Source organism: Sphingobacterium sp. UBA3519 (genome assembly GCF_002377215.1).
In the GTDB taxonomy this organism is placed as follows: Bacteria; Bacteroidota; Bacteroidia; order Sphingobacteriales; family Sphingobacteriaceae; genus Sphingobacterium; species Sphingobacterium multivorum.
The window spans coordinates 53,142-78,148 of sequence record NZ_DFPI01000003.1; the positions used below are offsets into that span (position 1 = coordinate 53,142).

A 25,007-nucleotide genomic window follows, 5' to 3' on the forward strand; every position below is an offset into this window, starting at 1 on the left:
AAGCATCTTGTTCTTCTAATAGTAACAAAAGCGATTTCATATGGATAAATTGAAGAAATTCCAATTGATGGAAAAAATAGCGAGAGAATTAGAAGATGTCAGAAATAGCCAGCAAGCTGTTTTGGAAAAAATAGGCAAAATCGAAGTTGATAACATTGAACTCGGCGATAAAAATATCGAAAAAACAATTCCCGATATCTATCAACGTACAGCAGATAATTCAGATGCTATTAAAGCTCTTCTGGAATCTTTTCAAGATGAGACAGCAGAGTTTGGAGAAAAGAACAATGTTGGAAAATTATTGGAACAACAACAAATTAACAGTATAAAATAATGATATTCCAAACACAAAGAAGGTCGATTAAATAATCGGCCTTCTTTGTGTTTTATAATTGGACTTTTGCAGCCTTAGCTTTCAAATACTCTTCTTCAACAAAATGGAGCTGTTGTTCTGGTGTCAGATTAGAATTATCCAAAACAATCGCGTCTTCCGCTTGTCGTAATGGACTTTCCGCACGGGTACTGTCGATACGGTCACGTGTTGCAAGATTTTCCACGACTTCTTCCAACGTCACATCCTCCCCTTTTTCCGTCAACTCCAAATAACGTCGCGCAGCACGTACTTTAGGATCGGCCGTCATAAAAATCTTCAGATCAGCATCTGGAAAAACAGTAGTACCGATATCACGGCCATCCATAATAATATTTCGTCTGCTACCCAATTTTTGCTGCTGGGCAACCATGGCAACCCGGACAGCTTTAATTGCACTCACATCACTAACTTTATCAGAAATATACATCTGACGGATCTCTTCCGAAATATCCTCATCATTTAGATGGATCTCCGTCTTTATTGCATTTGGGATAAAATCAATATGGATATCTTTTAGTGCGCTTTCGATCGCTTCTTGATCATCCAGCGCTATTTTATGCCGGATAAAATAGAGTGTGACAGCCCTATACATGGCTCCGCTATCAATAAAGGCAAACTTCAGTTTTTTTGCCAAAGCTTTTGCCAGTGTACTCTTACCGCAGGAGGAAAAACCATCTATGGCAATAATAAAATTGTGACGTCCACTCATTATTCGTTTCCTCCTATGATTACACCTGGGCGATTGACCAAAGGAACCTTAGTCAGGTTACCATCCACAATGCTTTCAGGTAAAAAGATATATTTTTTATCGTAAATAATGTTATCAATATAAAAACTCAACCAATATTCATTTGTAAGCCCGAATACCTGTTCATCAATCGCTTCAACACGATCGAAAGATTTAGCTTCTATATTACCAATAAAATGACGCAAAGTCGTTGTTGTTACTTGTCGGCCATCCTTTTCGCCATAACCTTTTGAGCTAATCAGCACGTTCTGAATAGCAATATTCTTGTCGTTGATAACATAGACAGTCCAATTTTTTGTCTCCACCGTCTCACCTTCCAAAACGACGGCGATCATAATGTCTTTGACTATATTTTCAGGCAAATCTGCTTTCATGCTTATTTAGACTTTGTAGTTTTTTTAGCTGGAGCCTTCTTAGCGGTAGTCTTTTTTGCTACAGTTTTCTTTTCTGTTGTTTTTGTTTTAGTTGCTTTTCCTTTTGGCGCATCCGCCTCAGCCCATTTTAACACATCTTCATAGGTAATTTTTTCAATTTCCGTTCCCTTAGGAATCTTCAGATTCTGCTTGCCAAAACGAATAAATGGCCCCCAGCGTCCCTGTTCAATCTGAGCATCCGGATTTTCATCAAAAACCCGAATCACTTTTTCGATATCTTTCTGACGTTTGTCTTTGATAATCTGTATCGCCTCTTCTTCTGTCACATCCAATGGGTCAACACCTTTTGGTAGTGAGTAAAACGCCGAATTGTGACGGATATAAGGTCCAAATCGCCCAACAGCAACCGTCATTTCCTTATCTTCAAATAAACCAACTTTTTTCGGTAATTTGAACAATTCCATGGCATCATCAAAAGTAATGGTTTCGATCATCTGTCCCTTTCTCAAGGAAGCAAAACGAGGTTTCTCTTCATCGTCAGGAGAACCAATCTGTACCAATGGGCCGAACTTACCAATGCGAACCGAAACAGGCTTACCGGAAACCGGATCGACACCGAGCTCACGCTCATTATTCGCACGATCTGCATTGACTAAAGTATCTTCTACCTCAGAATGAAAAGGCCCATAGAAATCATGCAGCATTTTTGTCCATTCGGTCAGTCCATGCGCAATATCATCAAATTCTTTTTCTACGTTGGCCGTAAAATGAAAATCCACAATACCGTTGAAGTGTTCAACCAAAAAGTCATTCACGACAACACCGATATCTGTTGGAAACATTTTTCCTTTTTCGGCACCAGTGATTTCGGTTTTTGTTACCGCTGTTAATTCGGCATCCTTTAATGTCAGTACACGGTAATCGCGCGATTTACCTTCACGCTCTTCCTTTATGACATACCCGCGGTTTTGAATCGTTGAAATCGTAGGGGCGTAGGTTGAAGGACGGCCAATTCCCAATTCCTCTAATTTTTTCACCAAAGCAGCTTCCGTATAACGTGCTGGAGGTCGTGTAAAACGCTCCGTCGCCGACATGTTTTTCAACGTTAATGGCATACCAACAGCTAATGGTGGAAGAATAGCATTGTCACTATCTTCGTCCATCGCGTTGTCTTGATCGTCATCCAAGGATTCCATGTAAACTTTCAAGAATCCATCAAATTTCATCACCTCTCCTGAAGCATTCAAATCTTCAGTACGAGTTGATATGTCGATTTTTGCCAATGTACGTTCAAACTCCGCTTCACTCATTTGAGAAGCAATTGCTCTTTTCCAAATAAGCTCGTATAATCTTTTTTCGGATGCATCGCCATCGATGGTGTGCTCAGAGAAATAAGTAGGACGAATAGCTTCGTGCGCCTCTTGTGCACCCGATGTCTTTGTTTTATATTTTCTGACTTTATGGTACTGGTTACCATAAGCCGATTTGATTTCCTTTTCAGCAGCCTCAATCGCCGTATCACTCAAATTAACAGAATCGGTACGCATATAGGTAATTCGTCCTGATTCATACAGCCTTTGAGCCACCTGCATGGTGCGGGCAACCGAAAATCCAAGTTTCCGGCTTGCTTCCTGCTGTAATGTTGATGTAGTAAATGGCGCTGCCGGTGAACGCTTCGCAGGTTTTGTTTCGAGATTTTTTACAGAAAAAAGCGCTGCTTTACAATCCTCCAAAAATTTGGTCGCCTCTGCCTCTGTCGCAAAACGCTGCGGAAGCTCGGCTTTAAAACTATCCTTAACTTTTCCCGTATGAAAAAAAGCAACGATCTTAAAAGCCGCTTCGGGTTCAAATTTATTGATTTCACGCTCACGATCTACAATCAGACGAACCGCAACTGACTGCACGCGTCCGGCAGATAAAGAAGGTTTCACCTTTTTCCATAGAACCGGAGACAATTCAAATCCGACTAATCGATCTAACACCCTTCGCGCTTGTTGTGCATTTACGAGGTTATAATCTATTTTACGCGGGTTGTCAATAGCCTTCAAAATAGCTGGCTTTGTAATCTCATGAAACACAATTCTTTTTGTGCTTTCATCTTTTAATCCCAAAGTCTCAAATAAATGCCATGAAATAGCCTCTCCTTCGCGGTCCTCATCGGACGCTAACCAAACGGTTTCTGCAGCTTTAGCCAATTTCTTCAGTTCACTTACAACCGCCTTTTTGTCGGATGGAACTTCATACTTTTGTTCAAAATTCTTTTCGGTATCAATTGCATCATCGGTTTTCACCAAGTCGCGAATATGTCCATAACTTGACTTGACCAAAAAATCCTTTCCTAAATACCCTTCTATCGTTTTCGCTTTCGCCGGAGACTCAACTATCAATAAATTTTTCGCCATCTAATTTGAGATTTGTGCAAATAAAGGGAATTCTGAAAGGAATGACAATAATTTCTTACAAAAAAGACAAAAAAAATAGATTTCATGTCGACAATTAAGAAATTTATCCTACAATCAAGAAGCAGGTAACGAGCTCATGGTTGGCATAGAAACGCTGTCAGATCAAGGTAATTTGCCCATCGAACTACTTTGTGCCCCTCAATTTCAAACCAAAACAAATTCATTTAACTTTATTCGGTTTCGAATTCACCTTCATAAAGTTGCAAAATCAAGTATTCGAAACAGTTAAAATACGTAAAAGCAAAATATATATGTATATTCGCTTATTCAAAAGGGCAATATATAACAACTCCGCTATTTTGTTTAAATATTTTAATAATGAAAAGAAGTCTTCTCAGAATTGCCTTTTGGGGCACGTTATTACCATTTGCATCTTGTTCAGTTATGAAAGATTCAGCAAAATCAACTTCAGACAATTTCCCTAAACTTAGCTTGGAAGCGCATCGTGGTGGCCGCGGCCTATACCCTGAAGAATCTATCGCTGCCATGAAAAATGCAATAGATTTTGCAAAGGTGACAACACTGGAAATGGATTGTCATATTACCAAAGACCGTAAGGTTGTTGTCTTTCACGACGATTACCTTAACCCGAAGTTTGTATTGAAACCCAATGGCACCGAAATTTCTGACAAGGACAAACCGTTGAGAATTTACGATATGCTTTATAAAGATCTGGTTAAGTACGATATCGGATCGAAATTTTACAAAGAGTTTCCTGAACAAAAAAAACAGGTTACACGTATAGCAAAACTAGCAGACCTTATTGATAGTACTGAAGCCTACGCAAATCTAAAAAGGAAAGCGCCGATGTTTTACAATATCGAAGTGAAAAGTAAGGAAGATAAAGATGGTATTTTCCATCCAAGGGTTGAAGAATTTGTGGATCTTATGGTACAGGTAATCACCGATAAAAAAATTGCTGCGCGAACCGTTATTCAATCGTTTGATAGCAGAGCCATTAACTATCTGCACAAAGCATATCCTCAAATCAAAGTTTCTTATCTTATTGATGCAAACCATACAAAAAGTATTGAGCAAACAATTGCAGCTTTGGGTTTTACGCCTTTTATTATAAGTCCGCATCATAAAATAGTAACAAGCGATTATGTCAAGCAGTGTCACAAAGCTGGTATCAAGGTCATTCCTTGGACAGTCAATACGAAAGAAGAAATCGAGCAACTAAAAGCCGTGAAAGTTGATGGCATTATTAGCGATTACCCCAATTTGTTTTAACAAATACTTCGCATGGTTCGCTTAGAATAAAAATATCAGTTTCAGTGTATCTCAATGCCAGAGAAACCATGTACAGCCAAAGCAAAGTAGTCCCTTGATCGTCCTAAACTACTTTGCTTTGGCTTTGTTTTTTAATGCTTTGTCAATATATTCCCGCCCCTTCTGGACCAAAAATTCAGAGCGGTGATAATCCCAAAGGTTACAGATATTATAGGGAATGTCCACCACCACATCGGGCCGGTATAAATCAACAATCATACGGCTCATTTTCCTGCGCATCACATAGTATGACGCTTGGAGTATATCCAACGAATTCGAAGTCCTTGTATCCAGTTTTTTGATAACAGAATATTGTTTATCCGGTTTAGATTCCAGATTAACCGCTATGATTAGGTTCTCTTTCTTGGTGACATGATTTATAGGCAATGGATTGAGTACCCCGCCATCAACATAGACATGATTGTCGTCTTCTACAGCTGTAAACACCGCGGGAATGGCAATCGACGCCCGAATGGCATCATACATACTTCCAAAGTCCAGCACAACCTCCTTTTCGTAGTTTAGATCTGTCGCAACGGCTTTAAACAAAATAGGGAAAGTCTCAATATTAGCATCCGGAATCACAGATTTCAAGGCGTTAAACACCTTGATCCCCTTCATCATCCCCAGTCCCTTCCAGCTAAAATCCATCATATTAAAGACCGATTTCTTCGTCAGGCGCTGCATCCATTCTTCCAGAACATCCATCTTCCCCTGTGCATAGATACCACCGACAAGCGCTCCTATTGAACAACCTACCACCTCATCGATTTCGTAGCCCAGCTCTTCAAGACGTCGAATAATACCAATATGCACCAGGCCTCTTGCACCACCCCCGCCCAGAACAAGGGTAACTTTACGATTTAAAAAAGCTTTCTCCACCATAGTTATACAAATACTTGAAACACTTGTTTACATCCATGCAACAATGTAAACAGATAATCATCGTTATTATATGTATTTTTGATTACAATATACGCAGTAAAAAAAGAAATATGAAAATAGAAATTTGGTCGGACATCATTTGTCCTTTTTGTTATATTGGTCTGACAAAGCTTGAACTAGCTCTTCAGGAGTCCACAAGTAAGCCATCCGCTAAAATCATCTGGAAATCGTATCAGCTTAACCCTGATTATCCCGAAGATGCTCCAGCAATGCCAACCTACGATTACCTCGTTCAAACGAAAGGCATGAGTATGGACGATGTCGTTGCGATGACCTCACAGCTCAGTGCACAAGGAAAAGAGCTGGGTATTGATCTGAACTTTGAAAAAGCAATCGTTGTAAATACAAAAAAAGCACATCGTCTGATACATTTTGCCCAAGCGCAACAAAAAGACACTCAGATCAAGAAAGCCTTATTTAAAGCTCATTTTACGGATGGTCTTGATGTAAATAACAACGAGGTGCTCAGCACGATTGCTGCGCAAGAGCATCTTTCCGCTCAGGAGGTAAAAAACTTATTGGAATCTGATGAATATGCTTATGATGTTGCACAGGATATTCAAGAAGGTGTCAGCTTAGGACTCCGAGGTGTCCCTTTCTTTGTATTTGACAGAAAATATGCTATCCCCGGAGCACAGCCCATGGAAGTCTTTCACAACACCATAAATGAATGCTTGGCCAGTCAGCCAACACCGCTTGAACGCAGAGGCGAAGAAGGCCCTTCATGTGATCCTGAAACAGGAAAATGTGAATAAAGAAAGGAAAAATTATTGTTTAATTTTACTATTTTCGCAAGCTTATAACGACAAACAAATTTGGTATAAATGCAGTTAACCAAACTAGAAATTAAAGGATTTAAAAGTTTCGGAGACAAGATCACGATCAACTTCAATGATGGTGTCACAGCGATTGTTGGCCCCAATGGATGTGGGAAGTCCAATGTGGTCGACGCCATACGCTGGGTGCTGGGAGAGCAGAGTACAAAGATGCTTCGCTCCGATAAGATGGAAAATATTATCTTCAATGGAACGAAAAATAGAAAACCGGCAAACCTTGCAGAGGTCTCGCTGACCTTCAACAACAACAATAATATTTTGCCAACGGAATTCTCGACAGTAACCGTCACGCGGAAGCTGTTTCGCAACGGCGATAGTGAATATCGATTGAATGATGTCAAATGTCGTTTAAAAGATATCACAGATCTGTTCCTGGATACCGGAGTTGGTGCGGACAGCTATTCGATCATCGAATTGAAAATGATTGATGAAATTATCAATAATAAAGATAATTCACGTCGCAACCTCTTCGAAGAAGCATCTGGAATCTCTAAGTATAAAGTTCGTAAAAAACAGACTTTGGCAAAGCTGAGAGATACTGAGGCCGATCTTAGCCGTGTAGATGACTTGCTTTACGAAATCACAAAGAACCTCAAATCATTAGAAAATCAAGCTAAAAAAGCTGAAAAATATACCTCACTTAAAGCAGAATACCGCCAAAGCAGTATAGATTTGGCTTATTATAAAATAGCAGATTTCTCGACTGAATTGGAAAGACTTCAAACACAAGAATCCAAGGTTCAGAAAGATGCTGCCAATGCACATCAAAATATTCTGAATGCGGAAACGGAACTCCAATCACTCCGCCAGACAAATTTGGAACAAGAAAAAAACCTTTCGGTACAGCAAAAAACAACGCAGGAATTTGTCAATAAAATCCGAGGTCATGAATCGGAAAAGAAGATCAAAAACGAAAAGGTCAAAAATCTTCAAGATAAAGAGAACCGGTTGAACCTCGATATCAACAGTGATAAACAACAGCTTAATCATGTACTCTACACCATCAAACGACTGAATGAAGAATTGTTTGATGAACAAAATAAACTCGATTCGTTAAAAACGAATCTTGAATCGGATAAATCCGAAGTCGACGAACTGAGGGGACAGCAACAATCGGCAAAGGGAAAGCTTGATCTTTTTAATAAGAGTAATGCTGAATTACAGGCAAAAATCTACAAATTAGAAAAAGATCTTGCCGTATTTACCATTCAGAAAGAAGCCCTCCTCCAAGAATCTGTTCGCAATAGTGTAGATACAGAAGCAAAAGAAGCCGAATTGCAGCAGTTTAATTCTGCTGTTACTGAACTGGAAGGCCGTGTGGAAGCACAGCAGTTACAGTATGACTCAGCAAACCAGCTGGAAGAAGAGCTCCAAGGACAGATCAGTCAGTGCCAGGCAAACCTAGAAGAACTTAAGGCCCAGCTTGCCAAAGACCTCCGTCTGGTAGATGCCAAACAAAACGAATACAACCTCACGAAATCTCTTGTTGATAATTTAGAAGGTTTCCCCGATTCCATTCGGTTCCTCAAGAAAAATGCAGGATGGAAAAAGCAACCTCCGCTCCTATCAGATGTCCTTTTCTGTCAGGAAGATTATCGCGTGGCTATTGAGAACTATCTAGAGCCTATAATGAATCACTATGTTGTCGAAACACAACAAGATGCTGTTCAAGCAATTCAGCTATTGAGCGATGCCGCAAAAGGAAGAGCTAATTTCTTTGTTTTAGATGCCATAACACACTCGCCAAGCGCTGCCCCTGCACCAAATGACAATTTGATGTCTGCGTTGGATGTGATTACAGTAGACGAAAAGTACAAGGCTTTATGTACGATGCTGCTCCAGCAGGTCTTTATTCTTAAACATGACAATGAAAAAGAACTGGATGAAAAGCTACCTGCTCTGGGACAGGTGATTCTGCAAAAAAATGGACGTTATTCGAAACATCATTTGGGTCTTTCTGGTGGTTCCGTGGGATTATTTGAGGGCAAACGTATCGGAAGAGCGAAAAACCTCGAAGTGTTATCCCAAGAGATCAAAACCTTAAATCAGGAAATAGCAAAACTTGAAGATAAAATAACCGCCGAAACAGCTCGCTTGGATGTACTACGCGGCAATTCGCAGAAAGAGTTAATCGATGAGCTTCGTTTTCAGCTCAATAGACTGAATAATGAATTAATTACTGTCAAAACAAAGCAAGAGCAATATCAAGCCTTCATCAATAACTCCCAGGCCCGTAAAAAAGATATTCAGGAGAAAATTGAAAGTATAGAATCAGATTTAAGGATTGCCGAGCCACAGCTTCAGGAGCTGCGCCAGGAAAAAGAACAGAGTATCGCCGAATTATCGACTTTACAGGACCAGTTCCATGAAATAGCTGAAATACTTAACGAAAAATCGACCGCATACAATCAAGAGAATATCGCTTATCATCAACAGTTAAACAAAGTTTCCAATATCACGAAAGATCTCGAATTTAGAGAGACGCAGAAGGATGACCACGAACTCCGTCTGGAGCGAAACAGTGCAGAATTAGTTGAAGTGCAAGAAGCGTTAAGAACAACCATTCCATTTGAAGATGAAGAAGATCGGGATCTTATTGCCATGTATGAGCAGAAGATTGCTTTAGAAGATGGTCTTAAAGAATTGGAAGACAACTACTATGCAGATAAGCAGAAAATCAATAATCTCGAAGACGCCCTGACACAGCAGCGTCGTTCAAAAGAGCAGAGTGACTTTCTTATTTCAGAGATCAAAGATAAAAAAACAGGTCTGCAGATCGACCTCAATGCCTTAAAAGAACGCCTTTCCGTTGAATTCAACATTGAATTGAAAGATCTAATTGACCGTGAAGATGCGCCTGAGATCACAGAAGATCAAGCGACATTGGCAACCAAATGTAGCAAACTCAAGAAACAGCTTGATGAATTTGGAACGATCAATCTGATGGCAAAAGAGGCTTTCGACGAGATGAACGAACGCTATGATTTCATTAACAAAGAGAAAGCTGATTTAATTGAAGCAAAAGGATCCTTGATGGCAACAATAAAAGAAATTGACGATACCGCTCAGGTTCAGTTTATGTTTACATTTGATGCCGTGAGGAATAACTTCGTTAAAGTATTCCGTTCGCTATTTAACGAAGAAGACAGCTGTGACCTGGTACTCACAGACCCGAGCAATCCGTTGGATTCAGATATCGACATTATTGCAAGACCCAAAGGGAAAAGGCCGCTGTCTATCAATCAGCTTTCGGGTGGTGAAAAGACCTTGACTTCAACAGCTCTCTTATTCTCACTCTATCTTTCTAAACCGGCACCATTTTGTATCTTCGATGAGGTGGACGCTCCTTTAGATGATACGAATATTGATAAGTTCAACAATATTATCCGGGATTTTTCGAAAAATTCACAATTTATCGTAGTCTCACACAATAAGAAAACGATTGCAAGTACAGACATCATCTATGGAGTAACCATGGTGGAACAAGGTGTATCCCGTGTAGTAGCAGTAGATCTAAGAGAAGTTGCCTAGAGCGCAGCAAAATACACAATAAATAAGGCGGACCGGATGTACATCTGGTCCGTCTTATTTTATATATATCGATTTAAGTTCCGCCCGACTTTAATGAGACTCTTTACTGCAACAAACAGTGAATTGCTCTGAGCTTATTTCATGTCGCAGATCAATATAAGGATAGCGAGCAGACAGCTGATTCCCCCAATAAATAAACCGACTGATAACCAAACGGGCCCGCTACTAATCCCGCCAATGCCCCTGCCATTCGTAGAGGCAAATCCACCAATGCAACACAAGCTCCAAGTGCTGTACCACGCATCTGTAATGCAACTTTTTTATGACTGCCCCCCCCACACAACTATATTTCGAGTACAAATATGCTACGGATCAAAAAGCTAACATTGACTTAAGTCAAAAAAAGCCTTTAAGTCGAAAATGGGACCTGAAAAATAAAAAGCCCAGAGTGGGGAACTCTGAGCTTTCGTTAGCCATATATTAACCTATTTTATGAAAAGTATTTGTAATGAAAACGTCGCATTTTTGAATTCATTATAAGAATAGATGCCATTTAACATTTTTTAACATTTAGAATAAACGGAGGATCAGCTCAATTAAGCGGGAACAGAATCGTATTTTTTCGTACTCTTGAAGCGATCCCCCATCCGACAAAAAAGCTCGAAGTGGGGAACTCCGAGCTAACCTAACCAATTATTAACCTAAATTTATGAAAAGTCTTATTTATGCAAACAGCCTTTTTTGCTGTTTAGAATTCTAAACGTAAGTGAAGAGCTTATTATTACACATCCCATTCGGAATTATATGAAATTTGACGTTTTTTAACAATTCAATAAGTAACTTTAGGAAAACGAACGTATAAATCAATAGCATATGGCAGAATACGATTTAAATGAACTTCAGAAGATCTACGAAAACAAAGATGTTTTAAACTATCTGGAACAGCATGGCATTCTGGAGATAAAAAAATTCAATGATGTTTACGATTATGAAAAGGAGCTTTACGAGCTCCAAGTCAAGCTCTTAAAACTTCAATATGAAATCATTGAAAAAGGAAAACGAGTACTGATTATTTTTGAAGGCAGGGACGCTGCGGGTAAAGGCGGTACAATTGGCCGTGTAACCCAATACCTGAATCCCAAAAAGGTGCGCGTTGTTGCATTGCCTAAACCAACCGAGGAGGAAGCTGGACAATGGTATTTTCAACGATATATCAAACAGCTCCCCAATGCTGGGGAAATTGTGATTTTCGACCGCAGCTGGTATAACAGAGCTGTTGTTGAACCAGTATTTGGATTTTGCACCAAGGAACAGCACGAGCTGTTTATGAACCAAGTTCCTGAATTTGAGAAGCAGTTAATCGACGATGGCATCATCCTTATCAAATTATTCCTGAATATCAGCAAAGAAGAGCAGGCCGAAAGATTAAAAGAGCGAAAAGAAGATATCCTAAAACAATGGAAAATCGGTGTGCTGGACGAGCAGGCGCAGGAGAAATGGGATGTTTATACGGGTTATATTGAAGATTTATTTAAAAAGACAAGCACCAAAAAATCGCCTTGGTTAGAAATTACCAAAGATAACAAGAAAAAGGCCCGCTTAGCGTCCTTCAAACTGATTATCAATGCGCTTGTTGGAAGTGAGCAGGAAAAAATAGATTCTTTCGTTACAAAACACGACTAAATGACTGTCGGTCTGGTAAGGTATCATTATAAAAAAACAGGAGGAAAAGTATTTCCTCCTGTTTTTTTATAATATTAAAACGAATTAAGATACAAGTATCGTAGTTTCGATTTTAGGTCCTGCGGCCAGCACGGAGTCCGGCATTTCATTATTGAATTTTTCAAAATTCGAAATGAACAGCTTCGCCAAGCGTTTTGCTTGCATGTCATAAGCCTCATCATTGTTCCATAAACCGCGTGCATCTAAAATTTGTGCAGGAACATGCTCTCCACAGCTCGTTGGATATTCCAATCCAAAAATATCATGCTTATTAAACTGAGATTCCAGTAGTGAACCGTCCATGGCCGCGCGAATTAGCGATCGTGTATAATTCAGCTTAATACGTCTACCTATTCCGTAAGGACCAGCAATCCAGCCTGTATTCACTAGCCAAACTTTGATGTTACGATTTTGCTCTAGTTTCGAACGCAGCAAGGCCGCATATTTTGAAGGATGGAGCGGTAAAAATGCCTGTCCAAAACAGGTTGAAAATGCTGCTGTAGGCTCCTTTATCCCGACCTCTGTACCGGCAACCTTTGCTGTATAACCACTGACAAAATGATATACCGCCTGATCGGTGGTCAACAATGAAATGGGAGGAAGTACACCAAAAGCATCTGCTGTAAGGAAAAAAATATTTTCTGGTTCATTGCCAATTCCATTTATTTCGGCATTTTCCATAAAATCGATGGGATAGGATACCCTCGTATTCTCTGTCTTGCTAATATCGTTATAATCAGGTCGATCAAATTCATCCAACACAACATTTTCAAGGAGAGCCCCAAAACGAATTGCGTGAAAGATCTCAGGTTCTTTGTCTTCTGACAACCCTACACATTTGGCGTAGCAGCCGCCTTCGAAATTGAATATTCCCCTTTCGCTCCATCCATGCTCATCATCACCAATCAACTTTCTGTTTCTATCAGCCGACAGGGTCGTTTTCCCTGTACCTGAAAGTCCGAAAAATAACGCTGTCTCCCCTTCCTTCGAAGTGTTCGCCGAGCAGTGCATAGAAAGCACATTATGCTGGAATGGCAAAATAAAGTTCAATATTGAAAAAATGCTCTTTTTAATCTCCCCCGTGTAACCGGTCCCTGCAATCAGTACTATCTTTTTTGTAAAGTCAATCGCGACAAAATTTTCGTTGATAATGCCATATTGATGCGGCTCATCGATAAGCAGCGTCGGAGCGGCTAAAATCGACCAGGCTGGCTGGGCATCTGGATTTGGCTCCGGCCGTAGAAACAGGTTATTGGCAAATATACTTTGATAAGCTGTTTCCGTAACAACACGTAAATCTATTTGATAAGCTGGATCAGCCCCTGCAGCACAATCTCTTACATAGATGATTTGATCACTTAAGTGAGCCGCTACTTTCGAGAGTAGTGCTTCGAAATTAGCCGGAGACATTCGTTGATTGATCTCTCCCCACCAAACGCTATCTTTAGTTAAAGAATCTTCGACCAGAAACCGATCTTTTGGCGACCTTCCAGTAAATTTCCCTGTATCAGCAGCTAGCGCTCCCGTATCAGAAAGTCGACCTTCGTGATTTGCTAAGGCATGTTCGACCAATTCAGAAACAGGCAATTGATAAAATACATTTTTTGTACTATCAATTTTTAAATATTTCAAATCAGGCGCGTTTCCAATGTTACCCTTTTTCATATTTTTTGTTTGTTTTAAAATGTGCCCAAATTTAAAGGCATTTTTCGCTAAAAACAAAACTTAATTACCTAAAAATCAAGCTTATTGTACAAAAAACACAAAAACAAAAAACTCATTAACAGCAACTTATAGAGGTAAAAAAAATTAAACTTTTTAGCATATTTTTTTAGCACATCAATTTATCACCATCAAAAAATATCACATATTTTTCGTAAATTGTTCCAAGCTTTACAAATATTAATAAGGTAAAAACAGATCATTAAAAGACATATCATCTGCGAATGAAATTACATGCCATAGAAACGGGATTTTTCAAACTTGATGGCGGTGCAATGTTTGGCGTTGTCCCCAAGAGTATCTGGAACAAAACAAACCCGGCCGACTCAAACAATATGTGTACCTGGGGAAACCGCCTGCTCCTCATCGAGGACAGTAATCGTTTAATGCTGGTCGATACAGGATTGGGAGACAAACAAAATGAAAAATTCTTCAGCTATTATTATCTTCATGGCGATGCAACGCTGGATAAATCATTAAAAAATAGTGGGTTTGACAGAAGTGATATCACCGATGTCATCCTTACACACCTGCATTTCGATCATTGTGGTGGCGCTATCGCCCGCCAAGGTGAACAACTCGTTCCGGCTTTTAAAAATGCTCATTTTTGGAGCAATAGCGACCATTGGTCTTGGGCTACCGATCCTAATCCACGCGAAAAAGCTTCTTTCTTAAAAGAGAACATTTTACCAATACAAGAGAGTGGGCAATTAAAATTTGTCGAAGATCACCAAAATCCTTTCGGAAGCAATATTGCTATCCGTTATGCACACGGTCATACAGAAGCGATGATGCTGCCTCAGATACTGTATAAAGGCAAAACGATCCTCTATATGGCGGATCTATTGCCATCGGTGGGACATATCCCCATTCCTTATGTTATGAGCTATGATGTTAGACCTCTCGTGACCATGGAGGAACGCAACAGCTATTGGAATGAGATCGTCGATAATGAATACATCTTATTTTTCGAACACGATCCGATACATGAATGCTGTACACTTCAGCGTACTGAAAAAGGTATTCGGGTAAAGGATATTTTCAAACTGAGCGACATTTAGCTGAGACGTTTATAGAAGATGAAATAGGATATAAAAAGAATATACAAAAAAGGCTACTTTAAAGTAGCCTTTTTTGTATCGAATATATTTTAAAACCTAAAGCCCAAAGCCCAGTAATTTTCAAAAAACCATATTTGTTGAGAGGCTTTATCTACGCCTCTTCTTCCAGTTGTACGAATGTTTGTTAAATCAGTCCAGCCCGTTTTGAAATTCCCCTGAAGATAGAGTCCTTTATAAAAACGGTAGTGCAAACCAACTTTTGCCGAAGCGCCATACCCTGCAATGTTCCAAAAATGGTTGGCTCCTTCACCAAAAAGATGTACGTCGGAACGAGGAATCAATAAGCCTACATCCACACCCGATTCCATCGTCAATACCTGTTGACCCTTGCGGTTATTGATGATGTCGTCATAACGCTCTAGCCCTACTGAGGCAAAGTTATAGCCATCGGTGTGTTCAAATGTCAGCATGGCGGAGTCTACAGTAATCAATTCACCGTTATATTGACCAGCGCGATTTCCTGTCGGAATACCAGGGTTAGAAATCTCTTCACCGATAAAACCCGAAATTTTCACCTGTTGCGGAATATCGACCACATATTTCATATGGTCCCATCCCAATGAAATGGAATAATTATCCTTGATATAATAACCAAAGTGCAGATTAAATTGCGGAATAGTCAGTCTGCTTGGATCAAAATACGTTGAACCAAATTTAGTTGGCCTGTCACCCGCTTTTACATCATGCAGAATAAAATCATAATTAGGTCCCGTAAAATGAATATCTGATTTCGCGTAAGAAGAGAAGTTGTACCCCCAAAAGAAGAAGAATTTGCCCTTGTTACTCTCTGTTCTCAAATTTTTCGGTTTGAAAATGCTTTTTCCTATCTCAGGATTTTCTTGGGCAAATAAGGCAGAAACACTTAGTGCAAGTGCTCCAATCGTTAAAAATATTTTTCTCATATCGGTGCTAAAAACGTTGGGCAAAAGTACCGGCATTCTATTTTATAAGCAAATAAAAACAGTGGAAATTGGTAAAATATGACGAAGATCACAGAAATGTCATTCGATTTAAAAAACAAACCTTCTTGACTTCTCAAGCACCGAGAGCAGTTAAAGCAAACTAGCAAGTTCTTTCTGTCGAATAACATCAGACACTTTCAAAAAAAAGCTGCTTCCCATTTCCAGGAAAGCAGCTTTTCATTTTATTTCTAAAGAATTATTATCCTTGATTTTTGCGGATGATATTCAAAGCTCCACCGGCTTTAAACCACTCGATTTGTTGCGCATTGTAGGTATGATTCGCCAAAATCTCTTCCGAAGTACCATCAGCATGATGTAACACAAGCGTTAATGGTTTACCTGGAGCAAATTCTGTCAGACCGATAATATCAATGGTATCATTCTCCTGAATCTTGTTATAATCGTCTTTATTTGCAAACGTTAATCCCAACATACCTTGTTTTTTCAGGTTTGTTTCGTGAATACGGGCAAAAGACTTAACTAAAACAGCACGAACACCTAAATGACGAGGTTCCATCGCAGCATGCTCGCGGGAAGAACCTTCACCGTAGTTTTCATCACCGACCACAATTGAACCAATACCGTGTGCTTTATAGTCCCGCTGTGTTGCAGGAACAGGACCATATTCGCCTGTAAGTTGATTTTTAACGCTATCAGTCTTCTCATTGAAGAAATTCAAGGCGCCAATCAACATGTTATTTGAGATATTATCCAAGTGACCACGGTATTTCAACCAAGGACCAGCCATAGAAATATGGTCAGTAGTACATTTACCTTTCGCCTTAATCAATAGTTTCAACCCTTTCAAATCTGTACCTTCCCATGGAGCAAAAGGCTCCAACAATTGAAGACGATCAGAAGTAGGTGCTACATCAACCACCACCGAACTACCATCAGCAGCTGGCGCTTGGTACCCTGGGTCATCTACCGCAAATCCCTTTGTTGGCAACTCATCCCCCACAGGTGGATCCAGCTTCACTTGTTCACCCTTGTTGTTTATCAAGGTATCAGTTACCGGATTGAAACCCAAATCACCAGAAATTGCAATTGCAGCTACCAATTCTGGCGATGCAACAAATGCATAGGTATTTGGATTACCATCTGCACGTTTTGCAAAGTTACGATTGAAAGAATGAACGATTGTATTTTTCTCTTGTTTATCGGCCCCTACACGATCCCACATACCGATACATGGACCACATGCATTTGTAAAAATTGTCGCATTGAGATCTTCAAAAGTTTTCAGCAAACCATCGCGATCAGCCGTAAAACGCACTTGCTCTGACCCTGGATTAATACCGAATTCAGCTTTTGTGATAAGCCCTTTATCAACAGCCTGTCTTGCAATAGAAGCCGCACGTGACAAGTCTTCATAGGAAGAGTTTGTACATGAACCGATCAATCCCCATTCAACTTGCAGAGGCCAGCCATTTTTCGTTGCTTCTTCACGCATGCGTGAAACCGGAGTATACAAATCTGGCGTAAAAGGACCGTTTAGAGAAGGCTCTAATTCAGACAGATTGATTTCAATTAACTGATCAAAATATTGTTCTGGGTCAGCATAGACCTCAGCATCCGCAGTCAAATGCTGTTTTATAGCATTGGCCGCATCAGCTACTTCGGCACGACCCGTAGCGCGCAGATAACGTTCCATCGATTCGTCATAACCGAAAGTTGAGGTTGTTGCACCAATTTCAGCACCCATGTTACAGATGGTTCCCTTACCTGTACACGATAGCGACTCCGCACCTTCGCCAAAATACTCGACAATGGCACCAGTTCCACCCTTTACAGTCAAAATACCCGCGACTTTGAGGATCACATCTTTTGCTGCCGCCCATCCACTCAACTTACCCGTTAATTTTACACCGATCAGTTTCGGGAATTTAAGTTCCCAAGGTAAACCTGCCATCACATCACACGCATCAGCACCACCCACACCGATCGCAACCATACCTAAACCACCGGCATTCACCGTATGCGAGTCTGTACCGATCATCATACCGCCTGGAAACGCATAGTTTTCCAAAACGACTTGGTGAATAATACCAGCTCCGGGTTTCCAAAAACCGATACCATATTTATTGGATACAGAACTCAAAAAGTTGAATACTTCAGAACTTTCGCTTTTAGCACGAGCCAAATCTTTATCCGCACCCTCTTTCGCCTGAATCAGGTGATCACAGTGTACAGTAGAAGGAACCGCTACCTTTGGACGCCCAGCTTGCATAAATTGCAATAATGCCATCTGTGCAGTTGCATCCTGCATAGCAACGCGATCTGGAGCAAAATCAACGTAAGAAACGCCACGTTTGTAATCCTCAGTAGCATTGCCATCCCAAAGGTGGGCATACAAAATTTTCTCAGATAAAGTCAAAGGTTTGTTAACCACCTGACGAGCAGCAGAAATGCGCTCATCATATTGGCTATAGACCTTTTTAATCATATCTATATCAAAAGCCATATCTCTCTAATTTATGTTGTTTAATTAAGTTACTAAACCCTATCACTAATTATTTTGTTGGAATAGGCGCAAACTTCGTTAAGTTAATGCCTTCCACAGCAGCTTTATATTCTTCAATATTCGGAATCCGGCCCAAAATCGCTGAAAGAACAACAACCGGAGTTGATGCTAATAATGACTCCCCTTTTTTACCATCTCTGTCTTCAACGACACGTCCTTGGAATAAACGGGTTGACGTAGCCATTACCGTGTCACCTTTAGCTGCTTTCTCCTGGTTACCCATACAAAGGTTACAACCAGGACGCTCCAAATACATAATATTCTCGTATTCAGTACGCGCAGTACTTTTTGGTAAAGCATCGCTAAATTCAAATCCAGAGTACTTTTGTAAGAATTCCCAATCGCCTTCCGCTTTTAGCTCATCAATGATATTGTATGTTGGCGCTGCAACGACCAAAGGCGCTTCAAACGTAACAACACCTTTTTGCTGTTCAATGTTTTTCAACATCTTCGATACGATCTTCAAATCGTCTTTGTGAACCATACAAGAACCGACGAAACCTAAATCCACCTTTTTGTTTCCACCATAGTAAGAAAGATCGCGAATTGTATCGTGTGTATAACGTTTCGAAACATCTGCATTATTCACATCCGGGTCGGCGATCATCGGTTCTTCGATAATATCCAGATCAATAACAACTTCAGCGTAATACTTCGCATTGGTGTCTGGAGTTAAAGCAGGCTTAGCACCAGATTTAATTTCCTCAATACGTTTGTTCGCTTTGTCAATTAAGCCCTGCAAAACATTGTTTTTGTTTTCCATGCCTTTATCGATCATAATCTGGATACGGTTTTTAGCGATTTCCAATGATTCGATCAGCGTATTATCCTGTGAAATACAAATAGAAGCTTTCGCTTTCATTTCTGCAGTCCAGTCTGTAAAAGTAAATGCCTGATCCGCTAAAAGCGTACCGATATGAACCTCAATAATTCGACCTTGGAACACATTTTCACCGGCAAACTGTTGCAACATCTGCGCTTGTGTCGCATGAACCACATCACGGAAATCCATGTGTTCTTTCATACTGCCTTTAAACGTAACTTTGACCGATTCAGGAATTGGCATAGAAGCTTCACCTGTCGCTAAAGCTAGCGCCACGGTACCGGAGTCAGCACCAAAAGCAACACCTTTAGACATACGGGTATGTGAATCACCTCCGATAATGATTGCCCACTCATCGATGGTAATATCATTTAATACCTTATGAATAACGTCTGTCATCGAATGGTACACCCCTTGAGGGTCGCGTGCAGTGATCAATCCAAAATCATTCATAAATTTCATCAATTTAGGAATATTGGCTTGTGCTTTTTTATCCCATACCGATGCAGTATGACAACCTGATTGATAAGCCCCATCTACTGTAGGCGAAATTACTGTAGCAGCCATCGCTTCTAATTCCTGCGCAGTCATCAAACCTGTCGTATCTTGCGAGCCAACGATATTCACCTTCACACGCACGTCAGAACCAGCATGTAATACCTTACCTGGCGTTACACCTACCGCATTTTTATTGAAGATTTTCTCCACTGCCGTTAGACCCTGGCCTTCAATTGTAATTTCTTTTGAAGGGGCAAATACTGCTGGCGCTTGAATACCTAAAGTTTCCGCTGCAAAAGTTTGGATCTTTTTACCAAAGACAATAGCATAAGAACCACCTGCTTTAATAAATTCCATTTTTTGAGGAGTCAAAGCTTTCGAAATATCGATTAGCTCCTGCTCGCCGTTATATAATTTTTTAGTCTTGGTATTAATTGTTAAGACAGTACCTGTAGCAACAGAATAAGCTTCTTCAAGAATTGGCTCGTTTTTCTCATTACGGATTACGTTACCATTTTCATCCACTTTCTTCACCCAGTTTTTAAGGTCTATACCGATACCTCCGGTCACGTCCACTGTTGTCAAGAAAATTGGTGAGATACCATTCGTACCACCAACAATTGGTGCAATGTTGACAAAAGGAACGTAAGGGCTCGCTTGTTTACCGGTCCATAGTGCAACGTTGTTTACACCCGACATACGAGATGACCCCACTCCCATTGTTCCTTTCTCAGCGATTAACATAACGCTTTTACCAGGGTGTTGCGCCTGTAATTCAACGATCTGTTGCTGTGCTTCAGGTGTGATCATACATTTTCCATGTAATTCACGATCTGAACGCGAGTGTGCCTGGTTACCTGGCGACAATAAATCTGTCGAGATATCACCTTCACCAGCGATAAAAGTAACCACTTGAATTTCCTCAGCAACCTCAGGCAGTTTCGTAAAAAACTCTGCTTTTGCATAGCTTTCTAAAATATCTTTCGCAACTTCATTGCCTTGCTCAAAAGCTTCTTTCAAACGAGCAGTATCTGCGTCGTATAAGAAAACTTGTGTTTTAAGAACCTCAGCCGCCTGTTTTGCAATAGCTAGGTCTGTGCCCAAAGCCAGGTCCAATAAGACCCTGATCGAAGGACCACCCTTCATATGTGACAACAATTCAAAAGCAAAATCAGGTGTAATTTCAGCAACAACTGATTGACCCAAAATAATTTCCTTCAGAAATTGTGCTTTAACACCCGCTGCAGGCGTAGTACCCGGCAACGTGTTGTAAATAAACAATCTTAAAGATTCAGCTCTATTTTCATTGTTTAAATCTTTAATCTGAGCAATTACCTCACTTAGTAATTCTGCTCCATCAATAGGCTTAGGATGTAATCCTTGGCCTTCTCGTTCTACAACCTCTTGTACGTAATCGTTGTAAATACTCATAGATATCTATCTTTCTATTTTATGGGCAGCATAAAAACACATTATCTTTCTACGCCACCATGTCTGTTATATAATTAAGCTAATACGCCATCTATCGGGTCCCCCTAACAAATCACAAATTAACCCTTCCACTTCATGTTTTGAAGTTGATTCATTTGTCGTAAATCAACTTGTATGACTAATTACAAAAATAGTGAAAATCCAACTTTAAACGCATGCATTCCATTTATTTAAATCAATTTGGAATTGTTCTAAACAGAACTTATGCAATCCCGCTATCTTTCTTTGCAATCCACTATTTTGCATTTATTTCTTTCAAAAAAAAAGGTGATTTATATTATCAAATCACCTTTTCCTTTTATATACTTTCTACAGTTATATCAATGTTTTTTAATGCTTTCACAGTTTCCAAAGGATCTGTCGCGTTGAAGACAAATGAACCTGCCACCAAAACATCTGCTCCCGCTTTCAATAACTGTGCTGCATTCGCAGTCGTTACTCCCCCATCGATTTCAATCAGCAGTCCATCATTCACGCCTTGTGCCATCGTCCTTAGTTCCTGCACCTTGGCGTAGGTATTCGGAATAAATTTCTGACCACCGAACCCTGGATTAACAGACATAATACACACCAAGTCTAAATCTGCAAGAACATCTTTTAATAGAGCAACCGGTGTATGTGGATTCAATGCGACACCAGCTTTACATCCCAATTCTTTTATAGCAGCTATTGTACGATGCAAATGTGTACATGCTTCGTAATGCACTGTAATGATCTCAGCACCCGAATCTTTACATACTTGCAGATAACGATCGGGGTCAACAATCATCAAATGTACATCCAAAGGTTTAGCAGCATGTTTTGCAATAGCCTGCATAACTGGAAATCCAAAAGAGATATTTGGAACGAAAACCCCGTCCATAATATCAATATGAAACCAATCTGCCTCACTGTTGTTTACCATGATAATATCATCGTATAATTTTGCAAAGTCTGCAGCAAGAACGGATGGTGCAATTAGATGTGATTTTGTTGACATGTTGTATTTTTTTTGCAAAGATAACAAGTATTTTTTGTTCATCACAGCATTTACCCGATTTAATACCTACAAACGACAATTGGCAGAAGCTGCAGAAAATAAATTATAACTACATTTGTATATTAACATTATATTAAAAATATAGCTCACAGTGGGAAGACTAAAAATAAAGTACAAAAGAGAATTAAATACAACGGAGAACCTCGTCCGAAAAATTGGATTAATACTTATCACTATTATTCTGATCTGTATATTCCTTCCCAAACAGCCTCGTTTTCGCTATGAATTCCAAAAGGGAAAAGTATGGAATCATGAGAATCTGATATCACCTTATAATTTTGCCATATTAAAAACGCAGGAAGAATTGAATGCGGACAAGAAAAGTATCTTGAACACGATTCAACCGATTTATAATGCCAATACGACGACAAGCAAAGAGCAAATTGATCAGTTCAATACCGATCTGGCCGAAAAATGGCAAAGCAGCAAGCTGGATACAACACATGAGAATATTGCGGATTATAGAAATGCCGGCAATGCCATCTTAAGCCATCTCTATGGCAAAGGCATCCTTTCATTGAACAATCGGTTTCAGAACCGCAGCAATGACAAATCTCCAGCTTCCAAGCATTACAATTTCACACTGATCCAGGACAAAGTTGCCAGTCAAAAAAACACGGCTGACTGTTACACCATCGAAAGCTCTTATGGGTATATGGATGAGATCATGCCCAAATTGACCAAAATAAAACAAAAGAGCTGGCTCGAGGAGACTTTAAAAAACTATATTACCATTAACTATAGTTATAACGACCAGCAGACGGAGGCCTTGGAACAGAATGCCATTGCTAATATTTCAGCGACACGGGGTGTAGTCCAAAAAGGCGAACTGATCGCCGAAAAAGAAAAAATAATTTCCAATGAAACTTACCAGAAACTCGAATCGCTCCGGAAGGTATACGAAGATGAAGGCAAGATCAGTGGTAATCAAAATTATGTGACATTAGGGCAATTTCTAATCATCTCGCTCGCCCTTTCAATTCTAATGGTTTTCCTTTTTCTTTTCCGCAAGGACATCTATTTCAACAACAGATTGCTGGTCATTATCATGATTGTCATTATAGGTATGCTCGGCGTCCTATCCTGGGCCATTAAAATCAAGATACCGAATCTCTATTATATGCCGTTTTGTGCCGTCCCCATTATTATTCGTATTCTATTTGATACGCGTGTGGCGCTAAATATCCATCTGTTGATGGTGCTGCTGGCGGGTCTTTTTGTACCAAATAGTTTTGAGTTTGTCTTCCTGCAATTTATGGCGGGCATCGTTGCGATCTATAGTATTAAAACATTGGTCAAACGGGAGCAGCTGTTCATTTCCTCGGCTATCATCCTCGGCACCTATTGGATTGCTTATATCGGCTTGGTCGTCACCAGAAACGGATCAATAGACACCATTTACTGGTCTGACCTTCTTCCCTTTTTCGTAAGCGTCATGATCACCTTATTGGCTTATCCGATGATCTATGCATTCGAAAAGTTGTTTGGCATTGTCTCTGATCTCACACTCATGGAACTTACCAATAGTAATTCCAAATTATTGCGGGAACTTTCTTTTAAAGCTCCGGGAACCTTTCAGCACTCCCTACAGGTGGCTAATCTAGCGGAAGCCGCTATCTACAAAATCGGCGGGAATCCACTGTTGGTCCGCGCCGGAGCCCTATACCACGATATCGGAAAATTGACAAACCCTCAATTTTTCATCGAGAATCAGAAGACAGAAAAAAATCCGCATGACGAGCTTTCACCGGAACAAAGTGCGCAGATTATTATATCACATGTCATCAAAGGGGTCGATATTGCCAAAAAACATCAATTGCCCGACGTGATCCTTGATTTTATCCGCACACACCACGGAACGACGCGTGTTGACTATTTTTATAACGTTTTTGTCAAGAACAATCCCGACAAACTGGTGGATGAGTCTTTATTTACCTACCCCGGCCCTATTCCTTTTTCAAAGGAAACAGCCGTACTCATGATGGCAGATTCGGTCGAAGCCGCATCCCGTGCGTTAAAAGAACCATCGGAAGAATCTATCAATAATCTTGTCGATAAGATTATTGAACATAAATTGATGCGAGGACAGTTCAATAATAGTAACATTACGCTAAAAGATATCACCGAATCGGCAGTTATTTTTAAGGCAATGCTCAAAAGTATCTACCATGTTCGGGTAGATTACGATTTAAGCAAAAAAACAATGTAATTTTAATTGTCAAACAACAAATTGAATTTCAAACGCTTATTGCAACGTTACATTTTTTTTGCATTTTTTTTATTATTTAGACTTTGCAGAATCAAATAATTGCCTTATGTTTGCAATGTCAAAACGAGGAAGGGTGCCTGAGTGGCCGAAAGGAACAGTTTGCTAAACTGTCGTACTGGAAACGGTACCGCGGGTTCGAATCCCGCCTCTTCCGCAGACAACAGCGCTTTCAGAGAAATCAGAAAGCGCTTTTTTTGTTTCTGGCGCCAAGGCAGCACCAAAAACAGCACCTTGTTTAAAATCCAGCAGAAAGCGGTTCATGAGAACAAGACAGGGATCATACCGAAAGTTTGGG

Annotated in this window: 17 protein-coding genes and 1 tRNA gene; 8 read left to right on the forward strand and 10 right to left on the reverse strand. The window is 40.0% G+C overall.

Annotated features, from left to right (window positions below; genetic code table 11):
• The first annotated feature begins 40 nt into the window (after positions 1-40).
• Complete coding sequence (locus B3297_RS01600) at positions 41-334, forward strand: hypothetical protein (RefSeq protein ID WP_070561096.1); 294 nt, start codon at positions 41-43, stop codon at positions 332-334.
• A 52-nt stretch (positions 335-386) separates the two neighbouring features.
• On the opposite strand, the gene cmk is transcribed toward B3297_RS01600, so the two are convergent.
• From cmk to topA, 3 genes are read right to left on the reverse strand one after another with little or no spacing between them, the layout of a single operon-like run.
• The gene (gene cmk / locus B3297_RS01605) at positions 387-1,082 is read right to left on the reverse strand and encodes a (d)CMP kinase (protein WP_070561097.1); all 696 of its coding nucleotides are present in this window, start codon (positions 1,080-1,082) and stop codon (positions 387-389) included.
• On the reverse strand, positions 1,082-1,495 hold the full coding sequence (locus B3297_RS01610) for a hypothetical protein (RefSeq protein ID WP_046672862.1): 414 nt from the start codon (positions 1,493-1,495) through the stop codon (positions 1,082-1,084). The genes cmk and B3297_RS01610 overlap by 1 nt, the downstream gene beginning before the upstream one ends.
• Before the next feature lie 2 nt (positions 1,496-1,497).
• Positions 1,498-3,897 (reverse strand): type I DNA topoisomerase, encoded by a 2,400-nt coding sequence (topA, locus tag B3297_RS01615; RefSeq protein ID WP_070561098.1) that lies wholly within the window; start codon positions 3,895-3,897, stop codon positions 1,498-1,500.
• 378 nt (positions 3,898-4,275) lie between these two features.
• Here topA and B3297_RS01620 point away from each other — a divergent pair, with 378 nt between their 5' ends.
• Positions 4,276-5,190 (forward strand): glycerophosphodiester phosphodiesterase family protein, encoded by a 915-nt coding sequence (locus tag B3297_RS01620; RefSeq protein ID WP_070561099.1) that lies wholly within the window; start codon positions 4,276-4,278, stop codon positions 5,188-5,190.
• Between the two features lie 108 nt (positions 5,191-5,298).
• Here B3297_RS01620 and B3297_RS01625 read toward each other — a convergent pair whose 3' ends face one another.
• Positions 5,299-6,114: a patatin-like phospholipase family protein gene (locus tag B3297_RS01625; protein ID WP_070561100.1), complete on the reverse strand. Its 816-nt coding sequence runs from the start codon at positions 6,112-6,114 to the stop codon at positions 5,299-5,301.
• A 110-nt stretch (positions 6,115-6,224) separates the two neighbouring features.
• Between B3297_RS01625 and B3297_RS01630 the strand changes: the two genes are divergently transcribed.
• Both B3297_RS01630 and smc read left to right on the forward strand, forming a co-directional pair.
• Entirely contained in the window at positions 6,225-6,929 is a 705-nt protein-coding gene (locus tag B3297_RS01630) for a DsbA family oxidoreductase (protein WP_070561207.1), read from the forward strand.
• Positions 6,930-6,998: 69 nt separating this feature from the next.
• The gene (gene smc / locus B3297_RS01635; protein WP_070561101.1) at positions 6,999-10,541 is read left to right on the forward strand and encodes a chromosome segregation protein SMC; all 3,543 of its coding nucleotides are present in this window, start codon (positions 6,999-7,001) and stop codon (positions 10,539-10,541) included.
• Between the two features lie 151 nt (positions 10,542-10,692).
• Here smc and B3297_RS01640 read toward each other — a convergent pair whose 3' ends face one another.
• A complete protein-coding gene (locus B3297_RS01640; RefSeq protein ID WP_286770847.1) occupies positions 10,693-10,845 on the reverse strand; it encodes a hypothetical protein in 153 nt (50 codons plus the stop codon).
• Between the two features lie 569 nt (positions 10,846-11,414).
• Here B3297_RS01640 and ppk2 point away from each other — a divergent pair.
• The gene (gene ppk2 / locus B3297_RS01645; RefSeq protein ID WP_046672869.1) at positions 11,415-12,224 is read left to right on the forward strand and encodes a polyphosphate kinase 2; all 810 of its coding nucleotides are present in this window, start codon (positions 11,415-11,417) and stop codon (positions 12,222-12,224) included.
• An 84-nt stretch (positions 12,225-12,308) separates the two neighbouring features.
• On the opposite strand, the gene pckA is transcribed toward ppk2, so the two are convergent.
• Positions 12,309-13,928, reverse strand: a complete 1,620-nt coding sequence (gene pckA, locus B3297_RS01650) for a phosphoenolpyruvate carboxykinase (ATP) (protein WP_070561208.1) — start codon at positions 13,926-13,928, stop codon at positions 12,309-12,311.
• Positions 13,929-14,209: 281 nt separating this feature from the next.
• Between pckA and B3297_RS01655 the strand changes: the two genes are divergently transcribed.
• Entirely contained in the window at positions 14,210-15,046 is an 837-nt protein-coding gene (locus tag B3297_RS01655) for an MBL fold metallo-hydrolase (RefSeq protein ID WP_112376373.1), read from the forward strand.
• A gap of 89 nt (positions 15,047-15,135) precedes the next feature.
• On the opposite strand, the gene B3297_RS01660 is transcribed toward B3297_RS01655, so the two are convergent.
• The 4 genes from B3297_RS01660 to rpe form a co-directional block, all read right to left on the reverse strand.
• Positions 15,136-16,008 (reverse strand): hypothetical protein, encoded by an 873-nt coding sequence (locus B3297_RS01660; protein WP_046672928.1) that lies wholly within the window; start codon positions 16,006-16,008, stop codon positions 15,136-15,138.
• 259 nt (positions 16,009-16,267) lie between these two features.
• The gene (locus B3297_RS01665) at positions 16,268-18,532 is read right to left on the reverse strand and encodes an aconitate hydratase (protein WP_070561103.1); all 2,265 of its coding nucleotides are present in this window, start codon (positions 18,530-18,532) and stop codon (positions 16,268-16,270) included.
• 49 nt (positions 18,533-18,581) lie between these two features.
• Complete coding sequence (locus tag B3297_RS01670; protein WP_070561104.1) at positions 18,582-21,344, reverse strand: bifunctional aconitate hydratase 2/2-methylisocitrate dehydratase; 2,763 nt, start codon at positions 21,342-21,344, stop codon at positions 18,582-18,584.
• Between the two features lie 358 nt (positions 21,345-21,702).
• Complete coding sequence (rpe, locus tag B3297_RS01675; RefSeq protein ID WP_286778307.1) at positions 21,703-22,383, reverse strand: ribulose-phosphate 3-epimerase; 681 nt, start codon at positions 22,381-22,383, stop codon at positions 21,703-21,705.
• Between the two features lie 151 nt (positions 22,384-22,534).
• Between rpe and B3297_RS01680 the strand changes: the two genes are divergently transcribed.
• Both B3297_RS01680 and B3297_RS01685 read left to right on the forward strand, forming a co-directional pair.
• The gene (locus B3297_RS01680; RefSeq protein WP_070561106.1) at positions 22,535-24,652 is read left to right on the forward strand and encodes an HD family phosphohydrolase; all 2,118 of its coding nucleotides are present in this window, start codon (positions 22,535-22,537) and stop codon (positions 24,650-24,652) included.
• A gap of 127 nt (positions 24,653-24,779) precedes the next feature.
• Positions 24,780-24,866: transfer RNA gene (locus B3297_RS01685), tRNA-Ser, on the forward strand.
• Positions 24,867-25,007 lie beyond the last annotated feature (141 nt).